This is a genomic window from Vulcanococcus limneticus LL (genome assembly GCF_943369875.1).
Classification (GTDB): Bacteria; Cyanobacteriota; Cyanobacteriia; order PCC-6307; family Cyanobiaceae; genus Vulcanococcus; species Vulcanococcus limneticus_A.
Genome location: NZ_CALROT020000002.1, coordinates 267,144 through 289,075, shown reverse-complemented (window position 1 = coordinate 289,075; position 21,932 = coordinate 267,144). Strand labels below are relative to the sequence as shown.

At 71.6% G+C, this 21,932-nt stretch carries 23 protein-coding genes and 1 tRNA gene; 6 read left to right on the top strand and 18 right to left on the bottom strand.

Going from position 1 to position 21,932, the window contains the following annotated elements; genetic code table 11:
- Positions 1-24 precede the first annotated feature (24 nt).
- The 9 genes from hypF to ACLV7J_RS04110 form a co-directional block, all read right to left on the bottom strand.
- Positions 25-2,667 (bottom strand): carbamoyltransferase HypF, encoded by a 2,643-nt coding sequence (hypF, locus tag ACLV7J_RS04150; protein ID WP_411867848.1) that lies wholly within the window; start codon positions 2,665-2,667, stop codon positions 25-27.
- Positions 2,642-3,445, bottom strand: coding sequence for a hydrogenase nickel incorporation protein HypB (gene hypB, locus ACLV7J_RS04145; protein ID WP_411867847.1), 804 nt, complete (start codon positions 3,443-3,445; stop codon positions 2,642-2,644). The genes hypF and hypB overlap by 26 nt, the downstream gene beginning before the upstream one ends.
- A complete protein-coding gene (locus ACLV7J_RS04140) occupies positions 3,445-3,825 on the bottom strand; it encodes a hydrogenase maturation nickel metallochaperone HypA (protein ID WP_411867846.1) in 381 nt (126 codons plus the stop codon). Before ACLV7J_RS04140 ends, hypB begins: the two co-directional genes overlap by 1 nt.
- Entirely contained in the window at positions 3,818-4,306 is a 489-nt protein-coding gene (locus ACLV7J_RS04135; RefSeq protein ID WP_411867845.1) for a hydrogenase maturation protease, read from the bottom strand. The genes ACLV7J_RS04140 and ACLV7J_RS04135 overlap by 8 nt, the downstream gene beginning before the upstream one ends.
- A gap of 3 nt (positions 4,307-4,309) precedes the next feature.
- Complete coding sequence (locus ACLV7J_RS04130) at positions 4,310-5,761, bottom strand: Ni/Fe hydrogenase subunit alpha (RefSeq protein WP_411867844.1); 1,452 nt, start codon at positions 5,759-5,761, stop codon at positions 4,310-4,312.
- A gap of 68 nt (positions 5,762-5,829) precedes the next feature.
- Positions 5,830-6,420: an oxidoreductase gene (locus ACLV7J_RS04125; RefSeq protein WP_411867843.1), complete on the bottom strand. Its 591-nt coding sequence runs from the start codon at positions 6,418-6,420 to the stop codon at positions 5,830-5,832.
- Positions 6,417-7,133, bottom strand: a complete 717-nt coding sequence (gene hoxU / locus ACLV7J_RS04120; RefSeq protein ID WP_411867842.1) for a bidirectional hydrogenase complex protein HoxU — start codon at positions 7,131-7,133, stop codon at positions 6,417-6,419. Before hoxU ends, ACLV7J_RS04125 begins: the two co-directional genes overlap by 4 nt.
- On the bottom strand, positions 7,130-8,743 hold the full coding sequence (locus ACLV7J_RS04115; RefSeq protein WP_411867841.1) for a NuoF family protein: 1,614 nt from the start codon (positions 8,741-8,743) through the stop codon (positions 7,130-7,132). Before ACLV7J_RS04115 ends, hoxU begins: the two co-directional genes overlap by 4 nt.
- The gene (locus ACLV7J_RS04110) at positions 8,740-9,315 is read right to left on the bottom strand and encodes an NAD(P)H-dependent oxidoreductase subunit E (protein WP_411867840.1); all 576 of its coding nucleotides are present in this window, start codon (positions 9,313-9,315) and stop codon (positions 8,740-8,742) included. Before ACLV7J_RS04110 ends, ACLV7J_RS04115 begins: the two co-directional genes overlap by 4 nt.
- 192 nt (positions 9,316-9,507) lie before the next feature.
- Between ACLV7J_RS04110 and ACLV7J_RS04105 the strand changes: the two genes are divergently transcribed.
- Positions 9,508-9,717, top strand: a complete 210-nt coding sequence (locus ACLV7J_RS04105) for a hypothetical protein (RefSeq protein ID WP_411867839.1) — start codon at positions 9,508-9,510, stop codon at positions 9,715-9,717.
- On the opposite strand, the gene ACLV7J_RS04100 is transcribed toward ACLV7J_RS04105, so the two are convergent.
- Positions 9,696-10,133 carry a PilZ domain-containing protein gene (locus ACLV7J_RS04100; protein ID WP_411867838.1) on the bottom strand — a complete coding sequence of 146 codons (438 nt, stop codon included), beginning with the start codon at positions 10,131-10,133 and terminating at the stop codon, positions 9,696-9,698. The genes ACLV7J_RS04105 and ACLV7J_RS04100 overlap by 22 nt on opposite strands.
- 46 nt (positions 10,134-10,179) lie before the next feature.
- A tRNA-Arg gene (locus ACLV7J_RS04095) sits at positions 10,180-10,253 on the bottom strand.
- A gap of 151 nt (positions 10,254-10,404) precedes the next feature.
- Between ACLV7J_RS04095 and ACLV7J_RS04090 the strand changes: the two genes are divergently transcribed.
- Both ACLV7J_RS04090 and ACLV7J_RS04085 read left to right on the top strand, forming a co-directional pair.
- Positions 10,405-10,812 carry a PilZ domain-containing protein gene (locus ACLV7J_RS04090; protein ID WP_411867837.1) on the top strand — a complete coding sequence of 136 codons (408 nt, stop codon included), beginning with the start codon at positions 10,405-10,407 and terminating at the stop codon, positions 10,810-10,812.
- A gap of 55 nt (positions 10,813-10,867) precedes the next feature.
- Positions 10,868-11,743: a helix-turn-helix domain-containing protein gene (locus ACLV7J_RS04085; protein WP_411867836.1), complete on the top strand. Its 876-nt coding sequence runs from the start codon at positions 10,868-10,870 to the stop codon at positions 11,741-11,743.
- Here the strand turns inward: ACLV7J_RS04085 and ACLV7J_RS04080 are convergent.
- Both ACLV7J_RS04080 and rsmI read right to left on the bottom strand, forming a co-directional pair.
- A complete protein-coding gene (locus tag ACLV7J_RS04080) occupies positions 11,722-11,964 on the bottom strand; it encodes a hypothetical protein (protein WP_411867835.1) in 243 nt (80 codons plus the stop codon). The genes ACLV7J_RS04085 and ACLV7J_RS04080 overlap by 22 nt on opposite strands.
- Positions 11,964-12,851 (bottom strand): 16S rRNA (cytidine(1402)-2'-O)-methyltransferase, encoded by an 888-nt coding sequence (gene rsmI, locus ACLV7J_RS04075; RefSeq protein WP_411867834.1) that lies wholly within the window; start codon positions 12,849-12,851, stop codon positions 11,964-11,966. The genes ACLV7J_RS04080 and rsmI overlap by 1 nt, the downstream gene beginning before the upstream one ends.
- A gap of 23 nt (positions 12,852-12,874) precedes the next feature.
- On the opposite strand from rsmI, the gene ACLV7J_RS04070 reads away from it, so the two are divergent.
- On the top strand, positions 12,875-13,819 hold the full coding sequence (locus tag ACLV7J_RS04070; RefSeq protein WP_411867833.1) for a 3'(2'),5'-bisphosphate nucleotidase CysQ: 945 nt from the start codon (positions 12,875-12,877) through the stop codon (positions 13,817-13,819).
- Here ACLV7J_RS04070 and ACLV7J_RS04065 read toward each other — a convergent pair.
- From ACLV7J_RS04065 to rseP, 5 genes are all read right to left on the bottom strand, one after another.
- Entirely contained in the window at positions 13,809-14,420 is a 612-nt protein-coding gene (locus tag ACLV7J_RS04065; RefSeq protein WP_411867832.1) for an AAA family ATPase, read from the bottom strand. The genes ACLV7J_RS04070 and ACLV7J_RS04065 overlap by 11 nt on opposite strands.
- Before the next feature lie 143 nt (positions 14,421-14,563).
- A complete protein-coding gene (locus ACLV7J_RS04060) occupies positions 14,564-16,690 on the bottom strand; it encodes a polyribonucleotide nucleotidyltransferase (protein WP_411867831.1) in 2,127 nt (708 codons plus the stop codon).
- A gap of 180 nt (positions 16,691-16,870) precedes the next feature.
- Positions 16,871-17,173 (bottom strand): 30S ribosomal protein S14, encoded by a 303-nt coding sequence (gene rpsN, locus ACLV7J_RS04055; RefSeq protein WP_094590634.1) that lies wholly within the window; start codon positions 17,171-17,173, stop codon positions 16,871-16,873.
- Between the two features lie 34 nt (positions 17,174-17,207).
- The gene (gene nth / locus ACLV7J_RS04050; RefSeq protein ID WP_411867830.1) at positions 17,208-17,900 is read right to left on the bottom strand and encodes an endonuclease III; all 693 of its coding nucleotides are present in this window, start codon (positions 17,898-17,900) and stop codon (positions 17,208-17,210) included.
- A gap of 50 nt (positions 17,901-17,950) precedes the next feature.
- The gene (gene rseP, locus ACLV7J_RS04045; protein WP_411867829.1) at positions 17,951-19,039 is read right to left on the bottom strand and encodes an RIP metalloprotease RseP; all 1,089 of its coding nucleotides are present in this window, start codon (positions 19,037-19,039) and stop codon (positions 17,951-17,953) included.
- Between the two features lie 297 nt (positions 19,040-19,336).
- Here rseP and ACLV7J_RS04040 point away from each other — a divergent pair, with 297 nt between their 5' ends.
- Both ACLV7J_RS04040 and mqo read left to right on the top strand, forming a co-directional pair.
- The gene (locus ACLV7J_RS04040; RefSeq protein WP_411867828.1) at positions 19,337-20,347 is read left to right on the top strand and encodes an ABC transporter substrate-binding protein; all 1,011 of its coding nucleotides are present in this window, start codon (positions 19,337-19,339) and stop codon (positions 20,345-20,347) included.
- Positions 20,348-20,376: 29 nt separating this feature from the next.
- Entirely contained in the window at positions 20,377-21,903 is a 1,527-nt protein-coding gene (gene mqo / locus ACLV7J_RS04035; protein WP_411867827.1) for a malate dehydrogenase (quinone), read from the top strand.
- Positions 21,904-21,932: the final 29 nt, after the last annotated feature.

Genomic DNA, 21,932 nt, shown 5'->3' with positions numbered 1-21,932 from the left:
CTGTCTGCCGAGGTGTTGTCCTCTCTATAGCCATCCCGCTTCGGCGGGCCAAGGCCACCGCGGGGTTGCTTCATCCGGTTCCGGTTTCTCCGCCAGCAGCTGGCCCAGGGCGATGGCCCCGTCGTTGCAGGGCAGCTGACGGGGCCAGAGCGGGGTGATGCCGCGCCGGTGCAGCTCGGCGCAGGCGAGCTCCAGCAGCAGGGCGTTCTGGAAGCAGCCGCCCGCCAGCAGCAGCTGCCGGGCGCCCAGGGCGCTGGCCAGCTCGCCCAGGGCTGAGGCCAGGGCGCGGTGGAAGCCCAGGGCGATGGCGCCGCGGTCGCGGCCGTTGGCCAGGTCGGCGAGGATCACCTCCAGCAGGGGTTGCCAATCCAGCTGCCTGGGTTCGCCGGCAGCGGCGGCCCGCAGGATCAGGTGGCCATCGCCGGCCCCCCCAGCCAGCATCGTCTGCGCCCTCTCCTCGGGACCGGCTGCTGGCCATGGCGTCTGGTCGCCACGGCGTCCATCCCGACCCTCCCGCTCCCAGGCCGCCGTGGCCAGTCCCTCCAGGGCCATGGCGGCCTGGCCCTCGTAGCTGCAGCGCTGCACCAGGCCCAGCAGGGAGGCCACCGCATCGAACAGGCGACCCACGCTGGAGCACAGGGGCGCCCGGGCTGCTGCGGCAGCGCTGGGGCAATCCAGCAGGCCGTGCAGCACCGTGAGCTCCTCGGCTGTGAAGGCCGCCAGGCTGGCCAGGCCCCTGGCCTGCAGCGCCTCCAGGCCCGTGGCGCCCAGGCCGGCATGGAGCAGTCCCAGGGCCGCCCGCCGAGGCTCCCGGGCCGCCGTTTCACCGCCTGGTAGCCGGAAGGGGCGCAGCCGCGCCAGCCGCTGGTAGCCCGTCGGCGTGATCAGCAGGGCCTCGCCGCCCCAGAGGGTGCCGTCATCGCCGTGGCCGGAGCCGTCCCAGGCCACCCCCAGCTGGGGGCCCGCCAGGCCGTGTTCGGCCGCGCAGGCCAGTAGGTGGGCGTGGTGGTGCTGCACGGGCACCAGCGGCAGGCCCTCCCGGGCCGCCAGGGCCTGGGCCAGCCGGGTGGACACGTAGCCCGGGTGGCCGTCGCAGCGCAGGGCGGCGGGGCTCACGCCCTGGCGCTTCAGCCAGGCCGCCAGGGTGCGCTGCAGGTGGGCGGAGCCCGCCTCGCTCTCCAGGTTCCCGAGGGCGGGGCTGAGCAGTGCGAGGCGCCTGCCGCCCGCGGCCTGGAGCCCCAGGGCGAAGCTGGCCTTGATCTGGGCGCCGAGGGCCAGCACCGCGCCCGTTCCGGTATCTGTCCGGTCCGTGGTGTTCCCCCCCGCTAGCTCCAGAGCGATGGGGGCACTGCCCCGCCCCTGGCGCAGCAGCAGCGGATGGCCGCCCGCGACGCGGGCCACCCCGTCGTCGATCGGGTTGACGATGGCCAGGCCATGGCTCAGTACCCCGTCGGCGAGGGCGGCCAGCACGGCGCTGTCGCCCACGGCATCCGAGGCCAGGGGCTCGCCGGAGTGGTTGGCGCTGGTGGCCACCACCGGCCCGCCGACGGCCTCCAGCAGCAGGTGGTGCAGGGCGCTGCTGGGGCGCATCACCCCCAGCCAGGCGCTCCCGTTGGTCACGCCGGCGGCGATCGGCGGTGGCGTGCGCGGGTGCAGCAGCACGATCGGGGCGGCCGCCGAGTCGACCAGGGCCGCCTCCTCCGGGCTGGGGTGGCCGTGGGCCTCGATCCACTCCCGGGAAGCCATCAGGGCCAGGGGCTTGTCGGGTCGGCCCTTGCGGCGGCGCACCTCCGCCACGGCCGCGGCGTTGCCCGCCTCCACCAGCAGCTGGAAGCCCCCCACCCCCTGCAACGCCACGATCCGCCCGGCGCGCAGGGCCGCGGCGGCCGCCGCGATGGCGGTCTGGTTGGTTGCTTGGGCCCCTTGGCCGGCCTGGATGCCGGGATCCGAATCCAGCCCGGCGGCAGGCGCGCGGCTCCGGTCCAGTTCCCGCCAGGCCAGCCGCGGCCCGCAGGCCGGACAGCTCAGGGTCTGGGCGTGGAAGCGGCGATCGGCCGGGTCGCCGTACTCCCGGCGGCAGGCCGCACACAGCGGGAAGTCCGCCAGGCTGGTGTTGTCGCGCTCGAAGGGCAGACGCCGCAGCAGGCTGTAGCGGGGGCCGCAGTCGGTGCAGCTGATCAAGGGATAGCCGTGGCGGCGGTTGCCGGGATCGCGCAGCTCCGCCAGGCAGGCCTCACAGGTGGCCAGATCCGGCAGCACCAGGGCCCGGGCCGCCGCCGCTGTTTCGGACGTGGCCCCACCGGCCCGCCCGGGGGCCACCGCGGTGGAGGGGGCGATGCGCATCCCCGCCGGTTCCCCCTGGCTGCTCCCCCAGCGGACCTCCAGCCGGTCGATCCGGCAGTGGGCCGGTGGGCTCTCGGGCAGGGCCGCCAGAAAGCGCTCCAGCGCCGGGCGTTCCCCCTCCAGGGCCACGGCGGCGCCATCGGGGCCGTTGGCCACCCAGCCCCGCAGCCCCAGCTCCGTGGCCAGCCGGTGCACCCAGGGCCGGAAGCCCACCCCCTGCACCAGCCCCTCCAGCTGGAGCTCCAGGCGCTGCGGCGCTGCCGGCCCCACCCCCCGACTCCCCCCCTCCATGCCGGGCTCAGCCGTGGACGTGGCTGGAGCCATGGCCATGCTGGTGCGCCCGCGCCTGCAGCCCCCGCTGGCGCCGCTGTTGCTCCAGCCAGCCGATCAGCTCCGCCAGCCCCGCGCCGCTGCGGGCCGACACCTCGAACAGCCGGGCCCGCGGCGCGATCGCCGCCAAGTTGGCCAGCGCCTCGTCGCGTCGGAAGTCCACCGCCTCGGCCAGGTCGATCTTGTTGAGCAGCACGGCATCGGCGCTGCGGAACAGGCCCGGGTACTTGAGCGGCTTGTCCTCCCCCTCCGTCACCGACAGCACCGCCAGGCGCAGGTGTTCCCCCAGGTCGAAGCCGGTGGGGCACACCAGGTTGCCCACGTTCTCGATCACCAGCAGTTCCATGCCGGTGGCGTCGAGCTGGGCGAAGGCCCGCTCCACCAGGTGGGCCTCCAGGTGGCAGAGGTCGCCGGTGCGGATCTGCACGGCCCGGGCGCCGGCGGCCTGCAGGCGGCGGGCGTCGTTGTCGGTGGCCAGATCGCCCACGATCACCCCCACCGGCGGCCGGGACCAGCGCGCCGCCAGCTGCTCCAGCAGGGCCGTCTTGCCGGAGCCGGGGGCCGAGAGCAGGTTGAGGGCCAGCAGGCCGTGCTGCTCGAAGTGGTGGCGGTTGGCGGCGGCCTGCAGGTCGTTGCGCTCCAGCAGTCGGCGCTGCAGGGTGAGCTGGCGGGTTGGACTGGGTGCGATCTCCGCAGGCGCGCCCCTGGCAGCCGCGGCTTCCGCGCCACCCCCGCGGATCGTCGCTTCATTGCAGCCACAGGTGCCGCACATCAGGACACCTCCAGGCCCACCAACTCCAGCTCCCGGCCCCGCAGGAGGCGGCTGGCCAGGTGGCCGCAGCGGGGGCAGGCGTGGATCACATCGACGGGGCGGAACTCCTGCCCGCAGTCTGGGCAGAAGCAGACGGTGGGCACCACCTCGAGATCCAGCGTGATCGGGCCCCCGCACAGCTCCGCGTCGTCCGGCTGGCCATCGCCCTGGCGATCGGCCGCTCCCATCACCACCGCAAACGCCAGGCGCAGGGCCTCGGGATCCACCCCGGCCTGGCTGCCGACCCGCAGCTGCAACCCGTGGATGCGGCGGGCGCCCTGGGCCCGCGCCTCCTGCACGGCGAGGCGGCGCAGTTCTTCCATCAGGGCGAGTTCATGCATGGCGCGCCCAGGCCGTGAGCAGGTCCAGGGCCTCCGCCAGGCGGGCGCTGGCACCGGGGCTGAGCTCCTCGCCGAAGCCGGTGGTGCTGGCGGCGATCGGAATCAGCAGCTGCCAGCTCGGCGGGCAGGTGCCGTGCAGCGTGGAAGTGAGGGCCAGGAGGGCGGCGGGTGTGGCGTGGTGGGTCAGGGGCGTGCGCGTGCTGGCGTTGGCGGGGTGCAGCGGCTCCAGGCGCAGGGGCTCCAGACCCGCGGGCCCCGAGCCCGCCGCCGCCGTGATCACCGCATCCACCAGCACCACGGCGCCGGCCGCGGCGATCGGCTCCACCAGCTCGGGGGTGAGCTGCTGCACCGCCAGTGCCTCCAGCCCCACCAGCGCGCCGGCCGCCACCCGGGCCGCCAGGGTCTCGGCCACGCGCCAGCCCACGCCGTCGTCCTGGCGCAGGCTGTTGCCGATGCCGATCACCAGTCGCCCGGCTCCCATGGCTCAATCCCGCCGCAGCACGTCGCGCAGCTGGCCATCGGCGCCCACCAGCTCCACCAGCAGCGGCATCTGGCCGGCGGCGTGGGTGGAGCAGGAGAGGCAGGGATCGAAGCAGCGGATGCCCGCCTCCACCCGGTTCAGCAGCCCTTCCGTCAGCCGCACGCCGCTGAGGTAGTGGCGGGCGATCTGGGTCACGGTGCGGTTCATGGCGCCGTTGTTCTGGCCCGTGGCGATGATCAGGTTCACCGCCTCGATCAGGCCGTTGTCGTCCACCCGGTAGTGGTGGAACAGGGTGCCCCGCGGCGCCTCGCTCACCCCCACTGCCTCGTGGGCGTTCACGCCGGCCCGGGCGCGCACGTGGGTCGCCGTGATCGTGGGATCGTCGAGCAGCTGCTGCATCTGCTCCAGGCAGGCCACGATCTCGATCAGGCGGGCCAGGTGATACAGAAACGAGGCCGTCACCACCCGGCCGCCCCGCTGGCGCAGTTCCAGCAGTTCGCGGTCGGCCTGCTCCGTGCCGATGCGCTCGCACAGGTTGAGCCGGGCCAGGGGGCCGACGCGGTAGCTGCCCGCCTCCGGCCCCAGGGCCCTCACGTAGGGGAACTTCAGGTAGCTCCAGGGCTCCACCGCCTCGGCCAGGAAGGAGGCGTAGTCGTCTTCCCGCAGGCCATCGGCCACCACGGCTCCCGCGCTGTCGACGATGCGGATGCCGCAGCCGGCCTCGGCGCCGCGGTGGTGCTCCCAGAGGCCGCCCGGGCCCACAAGGCCGAGGAAGAGCGAGGGGAAGTTTCCGAAGACGCCCAGCTCTTCGCCCAGCTGGGTGTCGAGCAGGGTCTTGAACAGGCCCAGGGCCCGCTCGGTGATGGCGAAGGCCTCCGGCAGCCCGGCCTGGATCCGCCGCCGCGTCTCCTCGCTGAGGGGCTCCCGCACCCCCCCCGGCACCGACCAGGCGGCGTGGATCTTGCGCCCCCCCAGGGCCTCGATCACCCCCTGGCCGAACTGGCGCAGGCGGATGCCGGCGCGGGCCAGATCGGGATCGGCGGCGATCAGGCCGAACACGTTGCGACGGGCCGGGTCGCTGTCCCAGCCCAGCAGGAAATCGGGGCTGCTGAGGTGAAAGAACGAGAGGGCATGGCTCTGGGTGAGCTGGGCCAGGTTCATCAGCCGCCGCAGCTTCTCGGCCGTGGGCGGGATCGTCACCGCCAGGATCTTGTCGCCGGTCTTGGCGGCCGCCAGCAGGTGACTCACCGGGCAGATGCCGCAGATCCGCGCCGTGATCGCCGCCATCTCGGTGAAGGGCCGGCCTTCGCAGAACCTCTCGAAGCCCCGGTATTCCGTCACATGGAAGCGGGCCGTCTCCACGGCGCCCGCCGCATCGAGCTGGATCGTGATCTTGGCGTGGCCCTCGATGCGGGTCACCGGGTCGATGGTGATCGTGCGGCGGGGCGGGTCCATGGCGGGTCGGGGCGGCTGGGAGACGTGGGGTGGGTGGATCCGGAGAGTGACGGCGTCAGGTGGGCGGCTCAGCCGAAGCGGATCCGATCCGCACCGCTCAGCTCGGGCCAGCCGCCCTGCAGCAGCGGCTCCAAGGCCGCGCGGATGCGGGCCGCCGACGGCGGACAGCCCGGCAGGTAGAGCTCCACCGGCACCAGCTCGTGCACCGGCAGTACCCGCTCCAGCAGCTCCGGCACGATGCCGGGGGTGTGGGGCAGCTGGCCGCTGCCGTCGGCGAGGTCGAGGTAGGCCTTGCGCAGCACCGGATCGGTGCCCTGGAGCATGTTGCGCATGCCGGGGATGTTGGCGGTGATGGCGCAGTCGCCGAAGCTGATCAGCACGCGGGTGCGGGCGCGCACTTGCTGCAGCAGCTCCAGGTTGTCGCTGTTGGCCACGCCGCCCTCCACCAGGCACACGTCGACGTTGTCGGGGTAGGTCTTCACGTCGGAGCCCACCGGGCTGTAGACGATCTCGGCCTGGTCGGCGAGCTCCAGCAGCCACTCGTCGAGGTCGAGGAACGACATGTGGCAGCCGGAGCAGCCCGCCAGCCAGACCGTGGCCAGGCGCAGCTTGGTGTGGTTGTCGCGGGGGGTACCACCGGCGGGAGGGCTGCTGGTCATGGGTCCCACTCCTGGTGCCGGCGGGCGTGGACCAGGGCCTGCAGCCGGGCCGGCTCGCCGTGCTTCTCGGCGGTGGTGTCGCCCTTGTGGAACAGGGCGCCGGTGGGGCAGACCTGCACGCACTTGCCGCAGTCGGTGCAGGCGTCCACGGAGCCCCAGGGCTCCTCCAGGCCGGCGATGATCCGGCAGTGCTCGCCGCGCCAGCCCACGTCCCACACGTGGGCGCCCTCCACCTCGTCGCAGACGCGCACGCAGCGGGTGCAGAGCACGCAGCGGTTGTGGTCGAGGCCGAAGGAGGGGTGGGAGAGGTCGACGTGGCGGTCGGGGAAGCGGTAGGGCAGGCGGCTGTGGTCCATGCCCGTGGTCACCGCCAGGTCCTGCAGCTCGCAGTGGCCGTTGGCCACACAGATGGCGCACACGTGGTTGCCCTCGGTGAACAGCAGCTCCACCACGGTGCGGCGGATGTCCTGCAGCCGCGGCGTCGCCGTGTGCACCACCATTCCCTCGCCGGCGGGCGTGATGCAGGCGGGCAGGAGCTTGTCGGTGCCCTCGATCTCCACCAGGCAGAGCCGGCAGGCGGCCACGGGCGAGAGGCCCTCCAGGTGGCAGAGGGTGGGGATGGCGATGCCGGCCTCCCGGGCCGCCTGCAGCAGCGTCGTGCCCTCGGGCACGGCCAGGTCACGCCCGTCGATCCGCAGGGTATGCACGCTCATGGCGCCACCTCCTGGCTACTCCCCGGCTCAGGTCGCAGCAGGGCCAGGTAGTCGCCGCGGAAGTGGCGCAGGGTGCTGAGCACCGGCTTGGGGGCGCTCTGGCCCAGGCCGCAGAGGCTGGTGTCCTTCACCATGTGGCAGAGGCTCTCCAGCTGGGCCAGGTCTACGGCGCTGGCCTCGCCGGCCAGGTGCTTCTGCAGCAGCGCGTGCAGCTGCACGGTGCCCGCCCGGCAGGGGATGCACTTGCCGCACGACTCCTCGCGGCAGAAGGCCATGAAGAAGCAGGCCACATCCACCATCGAGGTGGTGTCGTCCATCACCACCATGCCGCCCGAGCCCATGATCGAGCCGAGCTCCTGCAGGCTCTCGTAGTCCACCGGCGTGGCGAGCCGGTCCGCCGGCACGCAGCCCCCCGAGGGGCCGCCGGTCTGCACCGCTTTGATGGCGCGGCCGCCTGGGGCGCCGCCGCCCATCGTTTCCACGATCGTGGCGATGGGGGTGCCCATCGGCACCTCCAGCACGCCGGCCAGGCGCACGTCGCCGGTGAGGGAGAACACCTTGGTGCCGCCGCTGTGGGCCGTGCCGATGGCGGCGTAGGCCTCGGCGCCGAGGGCCAGCAGCGGCGGAATGTTGGCGAAGGTCTCCACGTTGTTGATCAGGGTCGGCAGGCCGAACACCCCCACCTCCGCCGGGTAGGGCGGCCGGGGCCGCGGCACGCCGCGCCGACCCTCGATCGAGTGGATCAGGGCCGTCTCCTCGCCGCACACGAAGGCGCCGGCCCCCACCCGCAGCTCCAGCTGGAAGCTGAAGGCGCTGCCGGCGATGGCCGCCCCCAGCAGGCCGTGGTCTTCCGCCTGGGCGATGGCGGTGCGCAGGTGGGCGATCGCCAGCGGGTATTCGGCCCGCACGTAGATGAAGCCGCGGCTGGCCCCCACGGCCCAGGCCGCAATCGCCATGCCCTCCAGCAGCCGGTGCGGGTCGCCCTCCAGCACGCTGCGGTCCATGAAGGCGCCGGGGTCGCCCTCGTCGGCGTTGCACACCACCACCTTCTCGCGGCCGGGCATGCGCGCCACCGTGGCCCACTTGAGGCCGGTGGGATAGCCGCCGCCGCCCCGGCCCCGCAGGCCGCTGCGGCGCACCTGCTCGATCACGGCCTCGGGGCTGTCCTGCTGCAGCACGCGACGCAGCTGGCCGTAGGTGCCGGCGGCGAGGGCCTCCGCGATCGACTCCGGATCGATGCGGCCGCAGTGCTCCAGCACCAGGCGCCGCTGCAGGCGGAAGAAGGGCTGCTCCAGGTCGATCGGCCGGGTGCCGGGCGGTGTCCAGCTCCCCAGGTCCGCGTCGGGGCCCAGGGTGGCGAGGCTGACCGCCACGGCCTCCACGCCCCCCGGGGTGAGGCCCCCGAACAGCCGGCGGCCGGAGGCGCTCTCCAGCTCCAGCAGGGCCCCTTCGCTGCAGGGGCCGAGGCAGCCCACGCCCTTGAGGGTCAGCCCGCTGGCGGGATCGTCCGGGCCGGCGGCTGCGATCGCCGCGGCGAGCTGCTCCCGCAGGGCGCTGCCGCCGCAGCCGGCGCAGCCGGCCGCCGTGCACACCCGCAGGGTGGCGCTCATCGCCGCAGCTCCCGCAGGCGCGCCAGCACGCTGGCGGGGGTCTGGTGGTTCCACACCTGTCCGTCCACCACCACCAGCGGGGCGCCGCCGCAGGTGCCCACGCAGCGCACGGTGCTCAGTTCAATGGCCCCGGCGCCGGCCGCCTCCGCGGCCCCCCCGGGGGCTAGCTCCCCCTCCAGGGCCCGCACCAGGGCCTCCGCTCCCTTCACGTGGCAGGCCGTGCCGGTGCACACCACGCAGCTGTGGGCCGCCGGCGGCCTGAAGCGGAACAGGTGGTAGAAGCTGGCGGTGCCCTGCACCCGGCTGAGGGGCAGCCGCAGGGCCGTGGCCACGTGGCGCAGCAGGGCCGGCGTGAGCTGGCCGTGCAGTTCCTGGGCCCGGTTGAGCACCTCGATCAGTCCGTCCGGCCGATGGCCGTGGCGCCGAAGGACGGCCTCCAGCTCAGGGAAGGCGTCGCTGCCGGATGGGCCGGCGGGTTCCGGGCTCGCCTTTCGGCTCAGTTCCAGGATCGCCTCTCGGCTCAATCCAAGGCTCGCCTCTCGGCTCGACACGATGCTGCGTTCGGTTGCCATGGGGCCCGGCTGGCCGCTGGCTTCACCGTAGGCAGGGTGGCGCCGATCGCCAGTGTGTTGAGCGTCGGGCTGCCCGGCGGTCCCTTACCGCCTGGACGGTCTGAATTTGGTTACAGCTCCCACAGATCGGGTGCCTGTCTTACTCCCAGCTGCCTAAAGTTAGGGGGTTGCTCTACCCAGTGTGAGGTAGTCGTGCAGGCGTCAATCGTGCTGGCCCAGGTCCGCAGAACCCAGGATTCCGTCCAGCTGCTGGTGGAGGGCGGGCTGGATGACGTTGAGGGCCAGTTCGCTGCCGAGGCCCAGGAGGCCCTGCTGCGGGCTGAAACTTGTATCGCCGCGGTCCTGGAGGCCCAGGCTGCAGGCCTCGGCCAGCGGCTGGGTCAGCTGCCCTCGCTCAGGTAGCGCTCCAGGAAGCACCCCTTGGGCAGGCTGGTGCCGGGCCGGAATTCAAGCCCGATCAGGGTTTCGTGCCCTTCCTGTCTGATCCAGGAGAGGGTGGCCCGCAGCCGCAGGCTGTCGCGGTTGAGCGGGTCGTAGAGCCGCACCGAGAGACTTTCGGCCGCTGGGATCGCCACCTCCTGGGCCCGGGAGATCAGGCACAGGCCGCCGCGGCTGATGTCCCAGAGCGTCACATCCCAGCAGCCGCCGTTGAGCGACTGCAGTTCGCCGGTGGGGGCGTTGCGCAGCACGGTCTTGCGGCGATGGCTGCGCTGGCTGCCCTTGCCGTTGCGGTTGGCGCCGCCGCCAGCGTCCCCCTTGTCAGGGTCGGGCTTCTTGGAGCTAGTGCCGATGCCGAAGAAGGAGAAGGGAGGCGTCATCCTGGTGGTAGCGAAGCGACTCGGACTGTGCAGAGTCTGGAGATAACGCCCCCTGATGGATTCGAACCATCGGCCGGCTGCTTAGAAGGCAGCTGCTCTATCCAGCTGAGCTAAGGGAGCAGGCGGGGTCCCGCTGGACACCGGCGCCATTCTGACAGCCGTCCTGGGAGGGGCCCATGGCCCTCGCCAGCGTTGCGGTTGGTCACGGACCGGGCCGCAGGCGCGTTTCCGGGATACAAAGCTCCGGTTGGGCCGATGGGGGGCGGCGGCCATGGCTGGAGCCGATCTCCCCAAGATCCCGCGGCGCAGCGGCCGCTACGCCCTGCCGTCCACCCTGGCGGTGGTCACGGCCGTGCTGGAGCTGCCCTCGGAATTCGGCGCCACCAGCCTCACCGGCAAGCTCTGGGACGTCAGCTCCACCGGCTGCTGTGTGGCCTTCCCTGGCCTGCACCGGATGGATCTTCCCGGCCTGGGGCACCTCACCATCACGCATCCGTTCCTGGCGGAGATCCACGTGCTGGGGGTGGAGCTGCGCTGGGCCGATGCCTTCACCCACAGCACCTTCGTGGGGATGCTGTTCAGTCCCGAGCCCCTCGCCGAGGGCACCTTCCTCGATGGCTACATGCAGAGCAGCTGGGCCGACGGGGAGGTCACCACGATGCTGGACCTGAACGGCTAGCCGGCGGGGGCCTGCCATGGCTTCTACAGTGGCGGGCTGCAGTTCCGTAGCTCCCATGGCGGCCACCCGGCTCAGCGACAGCCAGAAGGAGCAGATCGTGGCGCGCTACCGCCAGGGCGAGACCGGGCAGGCCCTGGCTGAGGCCTTCGGCTGCAGTCCCAACACCGTGAGCCGGGTGGTGAAAGCGGCCCTCGATCCCGGTGAGCTGGCCTCCCTCAAGCGCCAGCGGGGCCGGACGGCGGCCCCCGCGCCCGAGCCGGTGCAGGCCCTGCTCGAGACCGCAGACCTCGAGCCTGTGGATGTGGAGGGTCCGACCGCGGAGGTCCCCACCGTTGCGGTGCTTCAAATCACGGGCTTCGACGCTGATCGTGCCAACCCCTCAGTGGGTTCTGAACCCACGGGTGGCCCTGAGGGAGCCACTGAGGCCGTGGACGTCACCGACGACGAGGAGGACACGGATCCCGAGAGCGGCTCCCACCTCGCCATCGACGATGCCGACGACTTCGGCGATGAGGCCCTCGACGAGGGCGACGACGACGAGCTCGACGCCGTCTTCATCCCTGTGGCTGTTGTGCCGGGGGTCGTGCGGGATGGGGCCGCCCAGCGGCCGACGGCCTCGGTGCAGCCCCTGGCCGCCGCGGCCCTGCCGGCTCGCCTCTATCTGCTAGTCGACAAGACCGTGGAACTGCAGGCCCAGCCCCTGGCCGACTTCCCCGAGCTCGGCAGCCTGCCCGAGGGCGAGGCGGAGCGGCAGGCGCTGATGCTGTTCACCAATCCGCGCGAAGCCAAGCGCCAGTGCGGCCGCACCCAGCGCGTGATCCCCGTGCCCGACCCGCGCCTGCTTGAGCGCACGGCGTCCTATCTGGTGTCCCAGGGGATCACCCGGCTGGTGCTGGAGGGCGGCGCCCTCTACTCCCTGCCGGGCGCCTGATCGCCGCGGGGCAGCAGCAGCGCGGTGGCGGTGCCGCCGGAGATCACGCCCAGCACCAGGGCAACCCCCACCAGAAAGCCGGTGGGCAACGGCTGGCTGCGGCCGAAGCCCAGGTTGAGGCTGGCCCGCTGATCCAGGTTCTGGGCCCCCAGGCAGAGCAACAGCAGCAGCAGGGCCCCGCCGCCGAGGCTGCCCAGCAGCAGGCGCAGACGCAGCAGCATCAGCTCGGCTCCTCAGCGGTGTGGACCAGAGCGTAGAGCTCCCGTCTGGAGAGGCCGGTCTGCTGGGCCAGTTGGCGGGCGGCATCGCTGCGGCTGAGGCCGCCGGCCATGAGCGCCTCCAGCGAAGCGCGCAGGCTGTCCTGGCTGGGGGCGGCGTCGCCGGAGCCGGCAGCCGTTGCCGTTGGAGCCCCGCCGATCACCAGGGTGAATTCCCCCTGGGGCGCCTGGCTGCGGAAGTGGGCGAGGGCCGCGGCCAGTGTGGGGCCCACCTGCTGTTCATGGCGTTTGGTGAGCTCGCGGGTCACGGCCACGGGGCGATCGCCAAGTTCGCTGAGCAGGTCGTCCAGCAGGGCCAGCAGCCGGTGCGGTGCCTCGAACAGCACCAGGGTGCGGGTTTCGCCCGCCAGCTCCTTCAGCCGCGCCCGCCGCTGGTTGGCCTTGGGTGGCAGGAACCCCTCGAAGCAGAAGCGGCCCGTGGGCAGGCCGCTGCTCACCAGGGCGGTGGTCACCGCCGAGGGGCCGGGGATGCAGATCACCGTGCGGCCTTCGGCCCGAGCGGCCGCCACCAGGGCCTCACCGGGGTCGGAGATGCCTGGCAGGCCGGCGTCGCTGATCACGGCGATCGCCTCGCCGGCGGCCAGGGCCTGCAGCAGCTCGGGGATACGGGCGGCCTGGTTGTGCTCGTGGAAGCTGAGCAACCTCGGCCCCTGCTCGCGGCTGCGCAGGCCGAGGTTGTGCAGCAGCAGCCCGCTGCGGCGTGTGTCCTCGCAGGCGATGCGATCCACGTGGGCCAGCACGTGGCGGGCGCGGGGCGAGAGATCGCCCACGTTGCCGATGGGGGTGCCCACCAGATAGAGCACGCCTGCGGCCGGTTCGGCGCCCTGCATCACAATGCCCCTTTGCCCGCTCCATGATGCCCGCCGCCGCCTGTCTGCCCGCCGGCATCGAGGAGCAGCACCTGCTGGCGGAACTGCGGCGATTGAGCTGGGGTGCCGCCGACATCCTGCTGGCCTACGGCCGCGGTGAGCAGCCCCCCTACGGCTTCCCGCCGGCCCTCAGCGTGGAGGAGGGCGGTGAGGGCCCGGTGAGCGCTGCCGATCTGGCGGTGAATCAGTGGTTGCTGGATGGGCTGGCGGCGGCCTTCCCCGATGCCCCCTGGACCCTGCTCAGCGAGGAGACCGCCAAGGAGCAGCTGACCCCGGGCCAGGCCCTGGATGCTGAATGGCTGTGGATCCTGGATCCGCTGGATGGCACCAAGGACTTCCTGCAGGGCACGGGCGAGTATGCGGTGCATCTGGCTCTGGCTCGCCATGGCGAGCCGGTGCTGGGGGTGGTGCTGCTGCCGGTGATGGAGGAGCTTTGGTTCGGCCTGCTGGCGGATGGGGCAGACCCTGCTGGGGCTGCGGGCCGTGCCTGGCGCGAGAACCGCGCCGGCGACCAGTTCGCGCCGGCCCTGAGCCCCCGTCGGGCCCTCGGCGAGCTGGTGCTCGTGGCCAGCCGCAACCACCGCGACCAGCGCCTCGAGCAGCTGCTGGCGGCGCTGGAGCTGGGTGACACCAAGGCGATCGGCAGTGTGGGCGGCAAGGTGGCCACGATCCTGCGCGGCGAGACGGATCTCTACATCTCCCTCTCGGGCAAGAGCGCCCCGAAGGACTGGGATATGGCGGCACCGGAAGCCGTGCTGCGCGCTGCCGGCGGCGCCTTCAGCCACGCCGATGGCCGCGCCCTCAGCTACAACGACGGCGATATCCGCCAGGCCGGCTGCCTGATCGCCAGCCACGGTGCCAGCCACCGCGAACTGTGCGAGCGCGCCGCCGCGGCGATGGCCACGATCGATCCGGGCTTCAGGGTGTGAGCGGTCCTGATAGGGCCGCGATGGCCTGCTCCAGCTTGTTGAGGCGCTCCTCGCGGCTGCCCCACAGTTCCAGCAGGGGCGGGAAGTGGGCGCTGTGGCGCAGGCCGTAGCGGCCGTCGCGGTAGATCTGCTTGAAGATCAGGTCCATCGCGTCGCGATAGGCATGATCGATGGGGCGGATTCCGTCATCCTCCAGGAGTACCGGGGCCTCGTCGGTCTTGGGAATGAACACCAGCAGATCCAGGCAGCTGAGGCATTCGAGGGTGGGCTCCAGCATCGATTCCACAAAGGCGTCGTCGATATCGGAGCGGCCGCAATCGGCGGCGAACTGGGAATAGGCAATGAAGTCGATCGGGCAGCGATCAAAGATCACCGGTTGCTCGCGTTGGCCATGGCGGTAACAGCGGCTGATGTTGTAGTACAGCATCAGGCCGTTGTGATGGCGCGTGGCGGCGTCGCGAAACTGAATCTCGTAGGGGCCGTGTAGCCCGAGCACCCGGTAGGGCTCCTCCTCGAGCAGTGTGTTGGGATGGATGCTGACCCAGTCCTGCACCAGGGTGCTTTTGCCCATGGAATGGGATCCTGTGATCGCAAGATTCATCGCTGTGGCTGCGAAGCCAACACCCAGCGCACAACATAAAAAAGCCGACCCCATGGGGCCGGCTTTGCGGAATGATTTCGGGGTTGCGGCAAGACGGGTTGCTGCAACTCGTGTTGCTGCAATCCGAGTTACTGCAACCCGCCTCAGACGGTTGCCGGCTCCTCGGCCTGGGGCACGCCCCGCAGGGTGAGGTTGATGCGGCCGCGGTTGTCGATCTCGCGCACGCGCACGGTCACCTGATCGCCCACCTTCACCACGTCCTCCACCTTCTCGACGCGGGCCTCGCTCAGCTGCGAAATGTGGATCATCCCCTCCTTGCCGGGCAGGATCTCCACGAAGGCGCCGATCGGAATCACCCGGGTCACGGTGCCCTGGAACTGCTCGCCCTCGGACACGCGACGGGTCAGCCCCTCGATGATCCGCTGGGCCTCCTCGGCGGCGGCACCGTCGTGGCTGGCGATCGTCACGATGCCGCCGTCCTCGATGTCGATCTTGGTGTTGGTGCGCTCGGTGATGCCCTTGATCGTGCGGCCGCCGGGGCCGATCACGGTGCCGATCAGTTCCGGATCGATGCGGAAGCTGAGCAGGCGCGGGGCGTGGGGGCTGAGGGTGTCGCGGGGCTTCTCGATCGCCGAGAGCATCTTCTCGAGGATGTGCAGGCGCGCCGGACGGGCCTGGTTCACGGCGTCGGCCACGGTCTTCACCGCCAGGCCCGTGATCTTCATGTCCATCTGCAGGGCGGTGATGCCCTTCTCGGTGCCGGCCACCTTGAAGTCCATGTCGCCGAGGAAGTCCTCGATGCCCTGGATGTCGGTGAGGATGCGCACCTCATCGCCCTCCTTGATCAGGCCCATGGCGGCGCCGCTCACGGGCGCCTTGAGGGGCACGCCGGCATCCATCAGGGCCAGGGTGCTGCCGCACACCGAGCCCATGGAGGTGGAGCCGTTGGAGCTGAGGCACTCCGACACCACCCGCAGCACGTAGGGGAAGCTCTCCTTGCTGGGCAGCACGGGGATCAGGGCCCGCTCGGCCAGGGCGCCGTGGCCGATCTCGCGGCGGCCGGGGCTGCGCATCGGCCGGGTCTCACCCACCGAGTAGGGGGGGAAGTTGTAGTGGTGCAGGTAGGTCTTCTCGGTGGACGGGTTGAGGTCGTCCATCTCCTGGGCGTCGCTCGGGGTGCCGAGGGTGGCGCAGGAGAGCACCTGGGTGAGGCCGCGCTGGAACAGGGCGGAGCCGTGCACGCGCTTGGGCAGCACACCGGCGGCGGCACTGATCGGGCGCACCTGATCCAGGCTGCGGCCGTCGACGCGCTTGCCCTCCTTGAGGATCTGCCCGCGCATCAGCTTCTTGGTGAGGCCCTTGTAGCTGTTGCCCAGGGCCTTGCCGCTGGCGGCGAGGCGGATCGGGTCGTCCTCCGCCAGGGCGGCGATCTTGGTCACCACCTCGGCCTTGATGGCATCGAGCTTCTCGTCGCGCTCGGCCTTGGTCTGCTCGAAGTGCTGCAGCACCTCGCCAATGGCGGCTGAGCACTCCTTCTCAAGGAAGGCGGGCAGGGTGGGATCTTCGGTCTTGGCCTCGGGGATCACCTGCTCGATGCCCAGATCCTTCAGGAGGGCTTGCTGGGCCTTGATCAGTTCGCACACCGCTTCGTAGCCGAAGTCGATGGCCTCGATCACGTCCTGCTCGGGCAGCTGGTTGGCGCCCGCCTCCACCATGATCACGCCCTCGGGGGTGCCGGCCACCACCAGATCCAGCTCGGAGCGCTCGATTTCGCGGTAGCTGGGGTTGAGCACGAAGTCGTCGCCCAGCAGGCCCACCCGCACGGCGGCCATGGGGCCGTGGAAGGGGATCTTCGCCAGCAGGGTGGCGAGGGAGGCGCCGGTCACGGCGAGCACATCGGGCGGCACCCGTTCATCGAGCGAGAGGCAGGTGGCCACGATCTGCAGGTCGTCCCGCATCCAGCTGGGGAACAGGGGCCGCATCGGCCGGTCGATCAGCCGGGCAATCAGGGTGGCCCGCTCGGGGGGGCGGCTCTCGCGGCGCATGAAGCTGCCGGGGATGCGACCGGCGGCGTAGAGCCGCTCCTCGTAGTCGCAGATCAGGGGGAGAAAATCGATGCCTTCGCGGCCACCGGAGCGGGTGGCCGTCACCAGAACGGCGGTATCACCACATTCGACCAACACCGAGCCCCCGGCCTGGGGGGCGAACCGACCGGTGGTCAGCCGGATCTCCCGACCATCGAAGGAGATCGACTGCGTCTGACCTTGCACGTGCGCTTATGTCCGTTTTGTTGTCAAGGGGGATTCTCGCATCCGGGCCCGAAGGGCCGTGGGGGGAGGACCGGCGCGCGCAACAAAAAAGGCGCCCGCAGGCGCCGGATCGGAGTGCTGGTGGGCCAGGACACCTGGCTCCGGGTCCTGGGATTCGGGGCCCGCAGGCCCCGGCGGACATCACCAGGAGGACTTGACCACGCCGGGCAGTTCGCCCTTGTGGGCGCGCTCGCGCAGCTGGTTGCGGCACAGGCCGAAGTCGCGGTAGTAGCCGCGGGGCTTGCCGGTGGCCCAGCAGCGGTTGCGCAGGCGGGTGGGAGCGCTGTTGCGGGGCAGGCTCTGGATTTTGCGGTGGATCTCCAGGCGCTCCATCGGGTCGGCGGCCGACTCGAAGGCCTCCTTCAGGGCCGCGCGCTTGGCCGCATAGCGGTCGACCAGTTTCTGGCGCTTCGCGTCGCGCGCAATCATCGACTTCTTCGCCATGCGGCTGGTGCTCGGGATCCAATGAGGGGTGAGCCTACCTCGCCGCGGGTCCTGCCTTGGCCGATCGCACGGGCCTGGCGCTGAGGAGCTCGCCGCTGGGGCAGAGGTCGGCGATCGGGCAGGCGCCGCAGCGGGGGCTGCGGGCGGTGCAGACGGCCCGGCCGTGGAAGATCAGCCGGATCGAGAGGGTCTGCCAGTCGGCCTGGGGCACCAGCTGCATCAGGTCGGGCTCGATCCGGCGCGGCTCGCTGTGCTTGCTGAGCTTCAGCCGCTGGCTCAGCCGGGCCACGTGGGTGTCCACCGTGACGCCGGCATTGATGCCGTAGCACCAGGCCAGCACCACCGAGGCCGTCTTGCGGGCCACGCCCGGCAGTTCCAGCAGCTCCTCCATCGTGCGCGGCACGGCGCCGCCGTGGCGCTCGATCAGCAGCCGCGAGCTGGCCACGATGTTCTTCGCCTTGTTGCGGAAAAAGCCCGCCGACTTCACGTAGGGCTCCACCTGCTCCGGCTCCACCGCGGCGGCGGCGGCCGCATCGGGGAAGCGCTCGAACAGGGCCGGGGTGATCAGGTTCACCCGCTCGTCGGTGCACTGGGCCGAGAGCATGGTGGCCACCAGCAGCTCGTAGGGGGTGCGCCAGTCGAGCGAGCAGGTGGCGTGGGGGTAGAGATCGCCAAGGCGGGTGAGCAGCTCGGGGGCGCGGCGCTTGGCGCTGGGGAAGCGGGGCATCGGGGGGAGGCTCAGCCGGGTGGCTCAGTGGCTGTGCGCAGGGGTTGGGCTCAGCGGCCCAGCAGCTGCTGCACCGCCGCCAGCTGGCTGGTGTCCTTCACGATCAGCACCAGGCTGAGGCCCACCAGGAACACGAAGCCCGACTGCATGAAGGCCATCTGGAACTTCTCCGGCAGGGGCCGGCCCCGCAGGCCCTCGAGCAGCAGCAGCACGAACTGGCCGCCATCCAGCAGCGGCAGGGGCAGGGCGTTGAGCACTGCCAGGTTGATCGAGATCAGGGCGGTGTAGAGGAACAGGCTGCTGCCGCCCTGCTTGGCCAGGCTGGCGCCCATCTCCACGATCTTCACCGGGCCCGACACCTGGCTGGCGGTCTGGCCGAAGTGGGTGGCCAGGGTCACGAAGCCATCCACCGTGCGCTTGGTGAGGGTCACGAAGTCGCGGCTGGCGCGGCCCAGGACCTCGCCGGGGCCCTTGGCGGGCCGGAAGGCCTCCGTGCCGAAGGGCTGCAGCTGGGCGCCGATGCGGCCGATGCCATCGGCATCCGCCGGGGTGAGCCGCAGGCTGCGCAGCTGGCCGTTGCGCTCGGTCTCCAGGGTGAGGGTCTGGTCCGGGGCGCCCTTGATGCGGGCCACCAGGTCCACCACGGCCTGCTGGCCGCCGGCCAGCTTCTGGCCATCGACGCCCATGATGCGGTCACCGGCCGTCAGGCCCGAGGCCGCGGCGGCCTGGCCCGCCTGCACGCCGCTCACCAGCACGCCCGGGGTGGCGCTGAAGCCGGCGGGGATGCCCACAACGGCGCCCTGGGCCACCAGCACCGCCCAGGCCAGCAGCAGGTTGGCCAGCACGCCGGCGGCGATCACCAGGGCCCGCTGGGGCAGGGGCCGGTTCCGGAGCAGGTCGGGGTCATCGGTGGGGATGGCGCTGTCCTCGTCGTCGTCCGGGAAGCCCACGAAGCCGCCTAGGGGGATGGCCCGCAGGGCGAACTGCACGCCGCGGCGCTGCCGCTCCAGCAGCACCGGCCCGAATCCGATCGAGAAGCTGCTGACCCGAATGCCCTGCCAGGTGGCGGCAAAGAAGTGGCCGGCCTCGTGCACCACGATCAGCCCCGCCAGGATCGCCAGTGCCGTCAGAACACCCATGCGGGACGCCGGAAGAATCAATCCATTCTGCTGGGCTCGTGCCGTCGCCGGTGGCGGGTGGCGGCCCAGGCTCTGATGCCGCTCGAGAGCCAACCGTCATTCCGATGGGGCCGGACGTCTTCTTGGCATCGATGGAGGTGTTGGCCAATCGACCAGCGGATTGCGTTGGTTCTGGATGAGAGCACGGCGCTGTGAGCGGTCAATCCGAAGCCATGGGCCATGCAGGCGGTCTGCTGGACCCCCCTTGGCACTCCAGGACTAGCTTCGTGGCGGACTGAACGTTGTGCGCCTGGTCTGATGGTTTCGCGGGCTCGCCGCTATCGCTGGGCCTGGTGCTCTGCCCTAGCAGCTCTCTCCAGTTTCGCCGCAGCGGGTTGTGGCCTGCTGCCCTGGTCCGGCCGCACGATTGAGGTGCCCCTGGCTCCCTGGCCCGGCTACGAGTACTTCTATCTGGCGCAGCAGAAGGGTCTGTCGGAGCCGCGAGGCCTGCGGATGCAAACCCAGGACTTCGCAGATCCTCAGGCGATCGTGCAGGCCTACCTGCGGGGCGAACTGCGGGTGGCCCAGCTCACCACGGTGGAGGTGGTGGACATCTGCAATCGGATGCCGAAGCGCTGTCCGGTGGTGGTGCTGGTGCTGGATGAATCCCGCGGCGCCGACATGCTGGCGGCACGACGGGGATTTGACCTGGTCGAGCAGCTCAGGGGCGCGCGCGTGGCGGTCACGCCCTCGACACTGGGCCCCTACGTGCTCAGTCGTGCCCTCGAGACCAGTGGGCTGACGCTGGCGGATGTGACGGTGGTGCCGATGCCCCTCGGCGAGATGGCCGGTGCGCTGCGGCGGAGCGAGGTGGAGGCGGCGGCCTTTTTCCCACCCTTCAGCGAGTACAGCCTGCGGGCTGGCCTGGCGCGCAAGCTGTTTGACAGCAGCCGCATCCCCGGCGAGATCTTCGATGTGCTGGTTGTGGATCCCCGGATCGCGGAGCAGCACCGTGAGGAGCTCGTGCTGCTGCTCCGCACCTGGCAGGCGGCCCACGATCTGGCCGACCGCGATCCGGATCAGGCCGATGCCGTGATGGCCGCCCGAGAGGGAATCAGTGTGGCCCAGTTCCGCGCCGCGGAGCAGGGGCTGGTGGACCCCATGTTGGTGGAGCAGGTGCCGTTGCTGCAAGCCCAGGGGGTCCTGGAGCGGAATCTGGCGGCGGTGCAGCAGGTGCAGCAGGCCATCGGGCTGGTCAATCCGGGAGCGCCATTGCCGCGAGTGGATGATCGGCCGCTTCGGGAAGCGCTGCGCAACCCTGCGCCATAGCGTTGGCGGGATTGAGTCCAGGGGGCGCGGTGAGCTCGACCCAGATGCAGACCCAGCGTTGTGATGTGCTGCTGGTGGGGGCCGGGATCATGGGCGCCACGCTGGCCAGCCTGCTGCGGCAGCTGGAGCCCGGGCTGGAGCTGGTGGTGCTGGAGCGGCTGGAGGGGGTGGCGGGGGAGAGCAGCAGTCCCCTGAACAACGCCGGCACGGGCCATGCGGCCAACTGCGAGCTCAACTACACGCCCGAGGCCGCCGACGGCTCCATCCCCACCGCCAAGGCCCTGGCGATCAACACCGCCTTCGAGCGCAGCCTGGAGTTCTGGAGTTCGCTGGTGGAACGCCGGCAGCTGGCCGATCCGGCGGGCTTCATCCGGCCGGTGCCGCACCTGAGCTTCGTGTGGGGGGAGGCCAACGTCGACTTCCTGCGGCGTCGCCACCGGGCCCTCAGCGCCCTGCCCCAGTTCGCCGACATGGCCTGGAGTGAGGACCCGGCCCAGCTGCGGCAGTGGATGCCGCTGGTGATGCAGGGGCGGTCGCTGGACCAGCCCATGGCGGCCACCCGCGTGGCCCGGGGCACGGATGTGAACTTCGGCGCCCTCACCCACCAGCTGCTGGAGGGCCTGGCGCACGGCGGTGTGGGTGCCGGCGGGCTCGGGGGCGGTGAGTTGCGGCGCGGCCTGGAGGTCACGGGGCTGGAGCGCTGCCAGCTGGCCGGGCGCCCGGGCTGGCGGGTCGAGGCGCGCACGGCCGACGGCCGGATCGAGCGGTTCGAGGCGCCGTTTGTGTTTTTGGGGGCCGGCGGCGGCAGCCTGCCGCTGCTGCAGCGCTCGGGCATCCCCGAAGCGAAGCCCTACGGGGCCTTCCCGGTGAGCGGCCAGTGGCTGATCTGCCGGAACCCGGCGGTGGTCGCCGCCCACGACGCCAAGGTCTACGGCAAGGCGGCGGTGGGGGCGCCGCCGATGTCGGTGCCGCACCTGGATACCCGCTGGATCGACGGCGAGCGGGCCCTGCTGTTCGGCCCCTACGCCGGCTTTAGCACCCGCTTCCTCAAGCGGGGGTCGCTGCTGGATCTGCCCCGCTCGGTGCGGGCCTCCAACCTGCTGCCCACGCTGCAGGTGGGGGCCCGCAACTTCGATCTGGTGCGCTATCTGGTGGGCCAGGTGCTGCAGACCAAGGAGCAGCGCCTGGAAACCCTGCGCCAGTTCCTGCCCGAGGCCGCTGACGAGGACTGGCAGCTGGAGACGGCCGGCCAGCGGGTGCAGATCATCAAGCGCCTGCCGGGGGTGGGCGGCAGCCTGCAGATGGGCACCGAGCTCGTCACCAGCGCCGATGGGTCGCTGGCGGCGCTGCTGGGGGCCTCGCCCGGGGCCTCCACGGCCGTGCAGACGATGTTGGAGCTGCTGCAGCGCTGCTGGCCGGAGCGCCTGGCCTCTGCGGCGTGGCAGGAGCGGCTCCGGCAGCTGATGCCCTCCTGGGGCCAGCAGCTGGAGGCCGATCCGGCGCTGCTGACCCAGGTGCGGCAGCGCAGCAATGCGGTGCTGGGGCTGGAGACCTAGCGGTGCCCCGGCTCTCCACGAATGGCTCG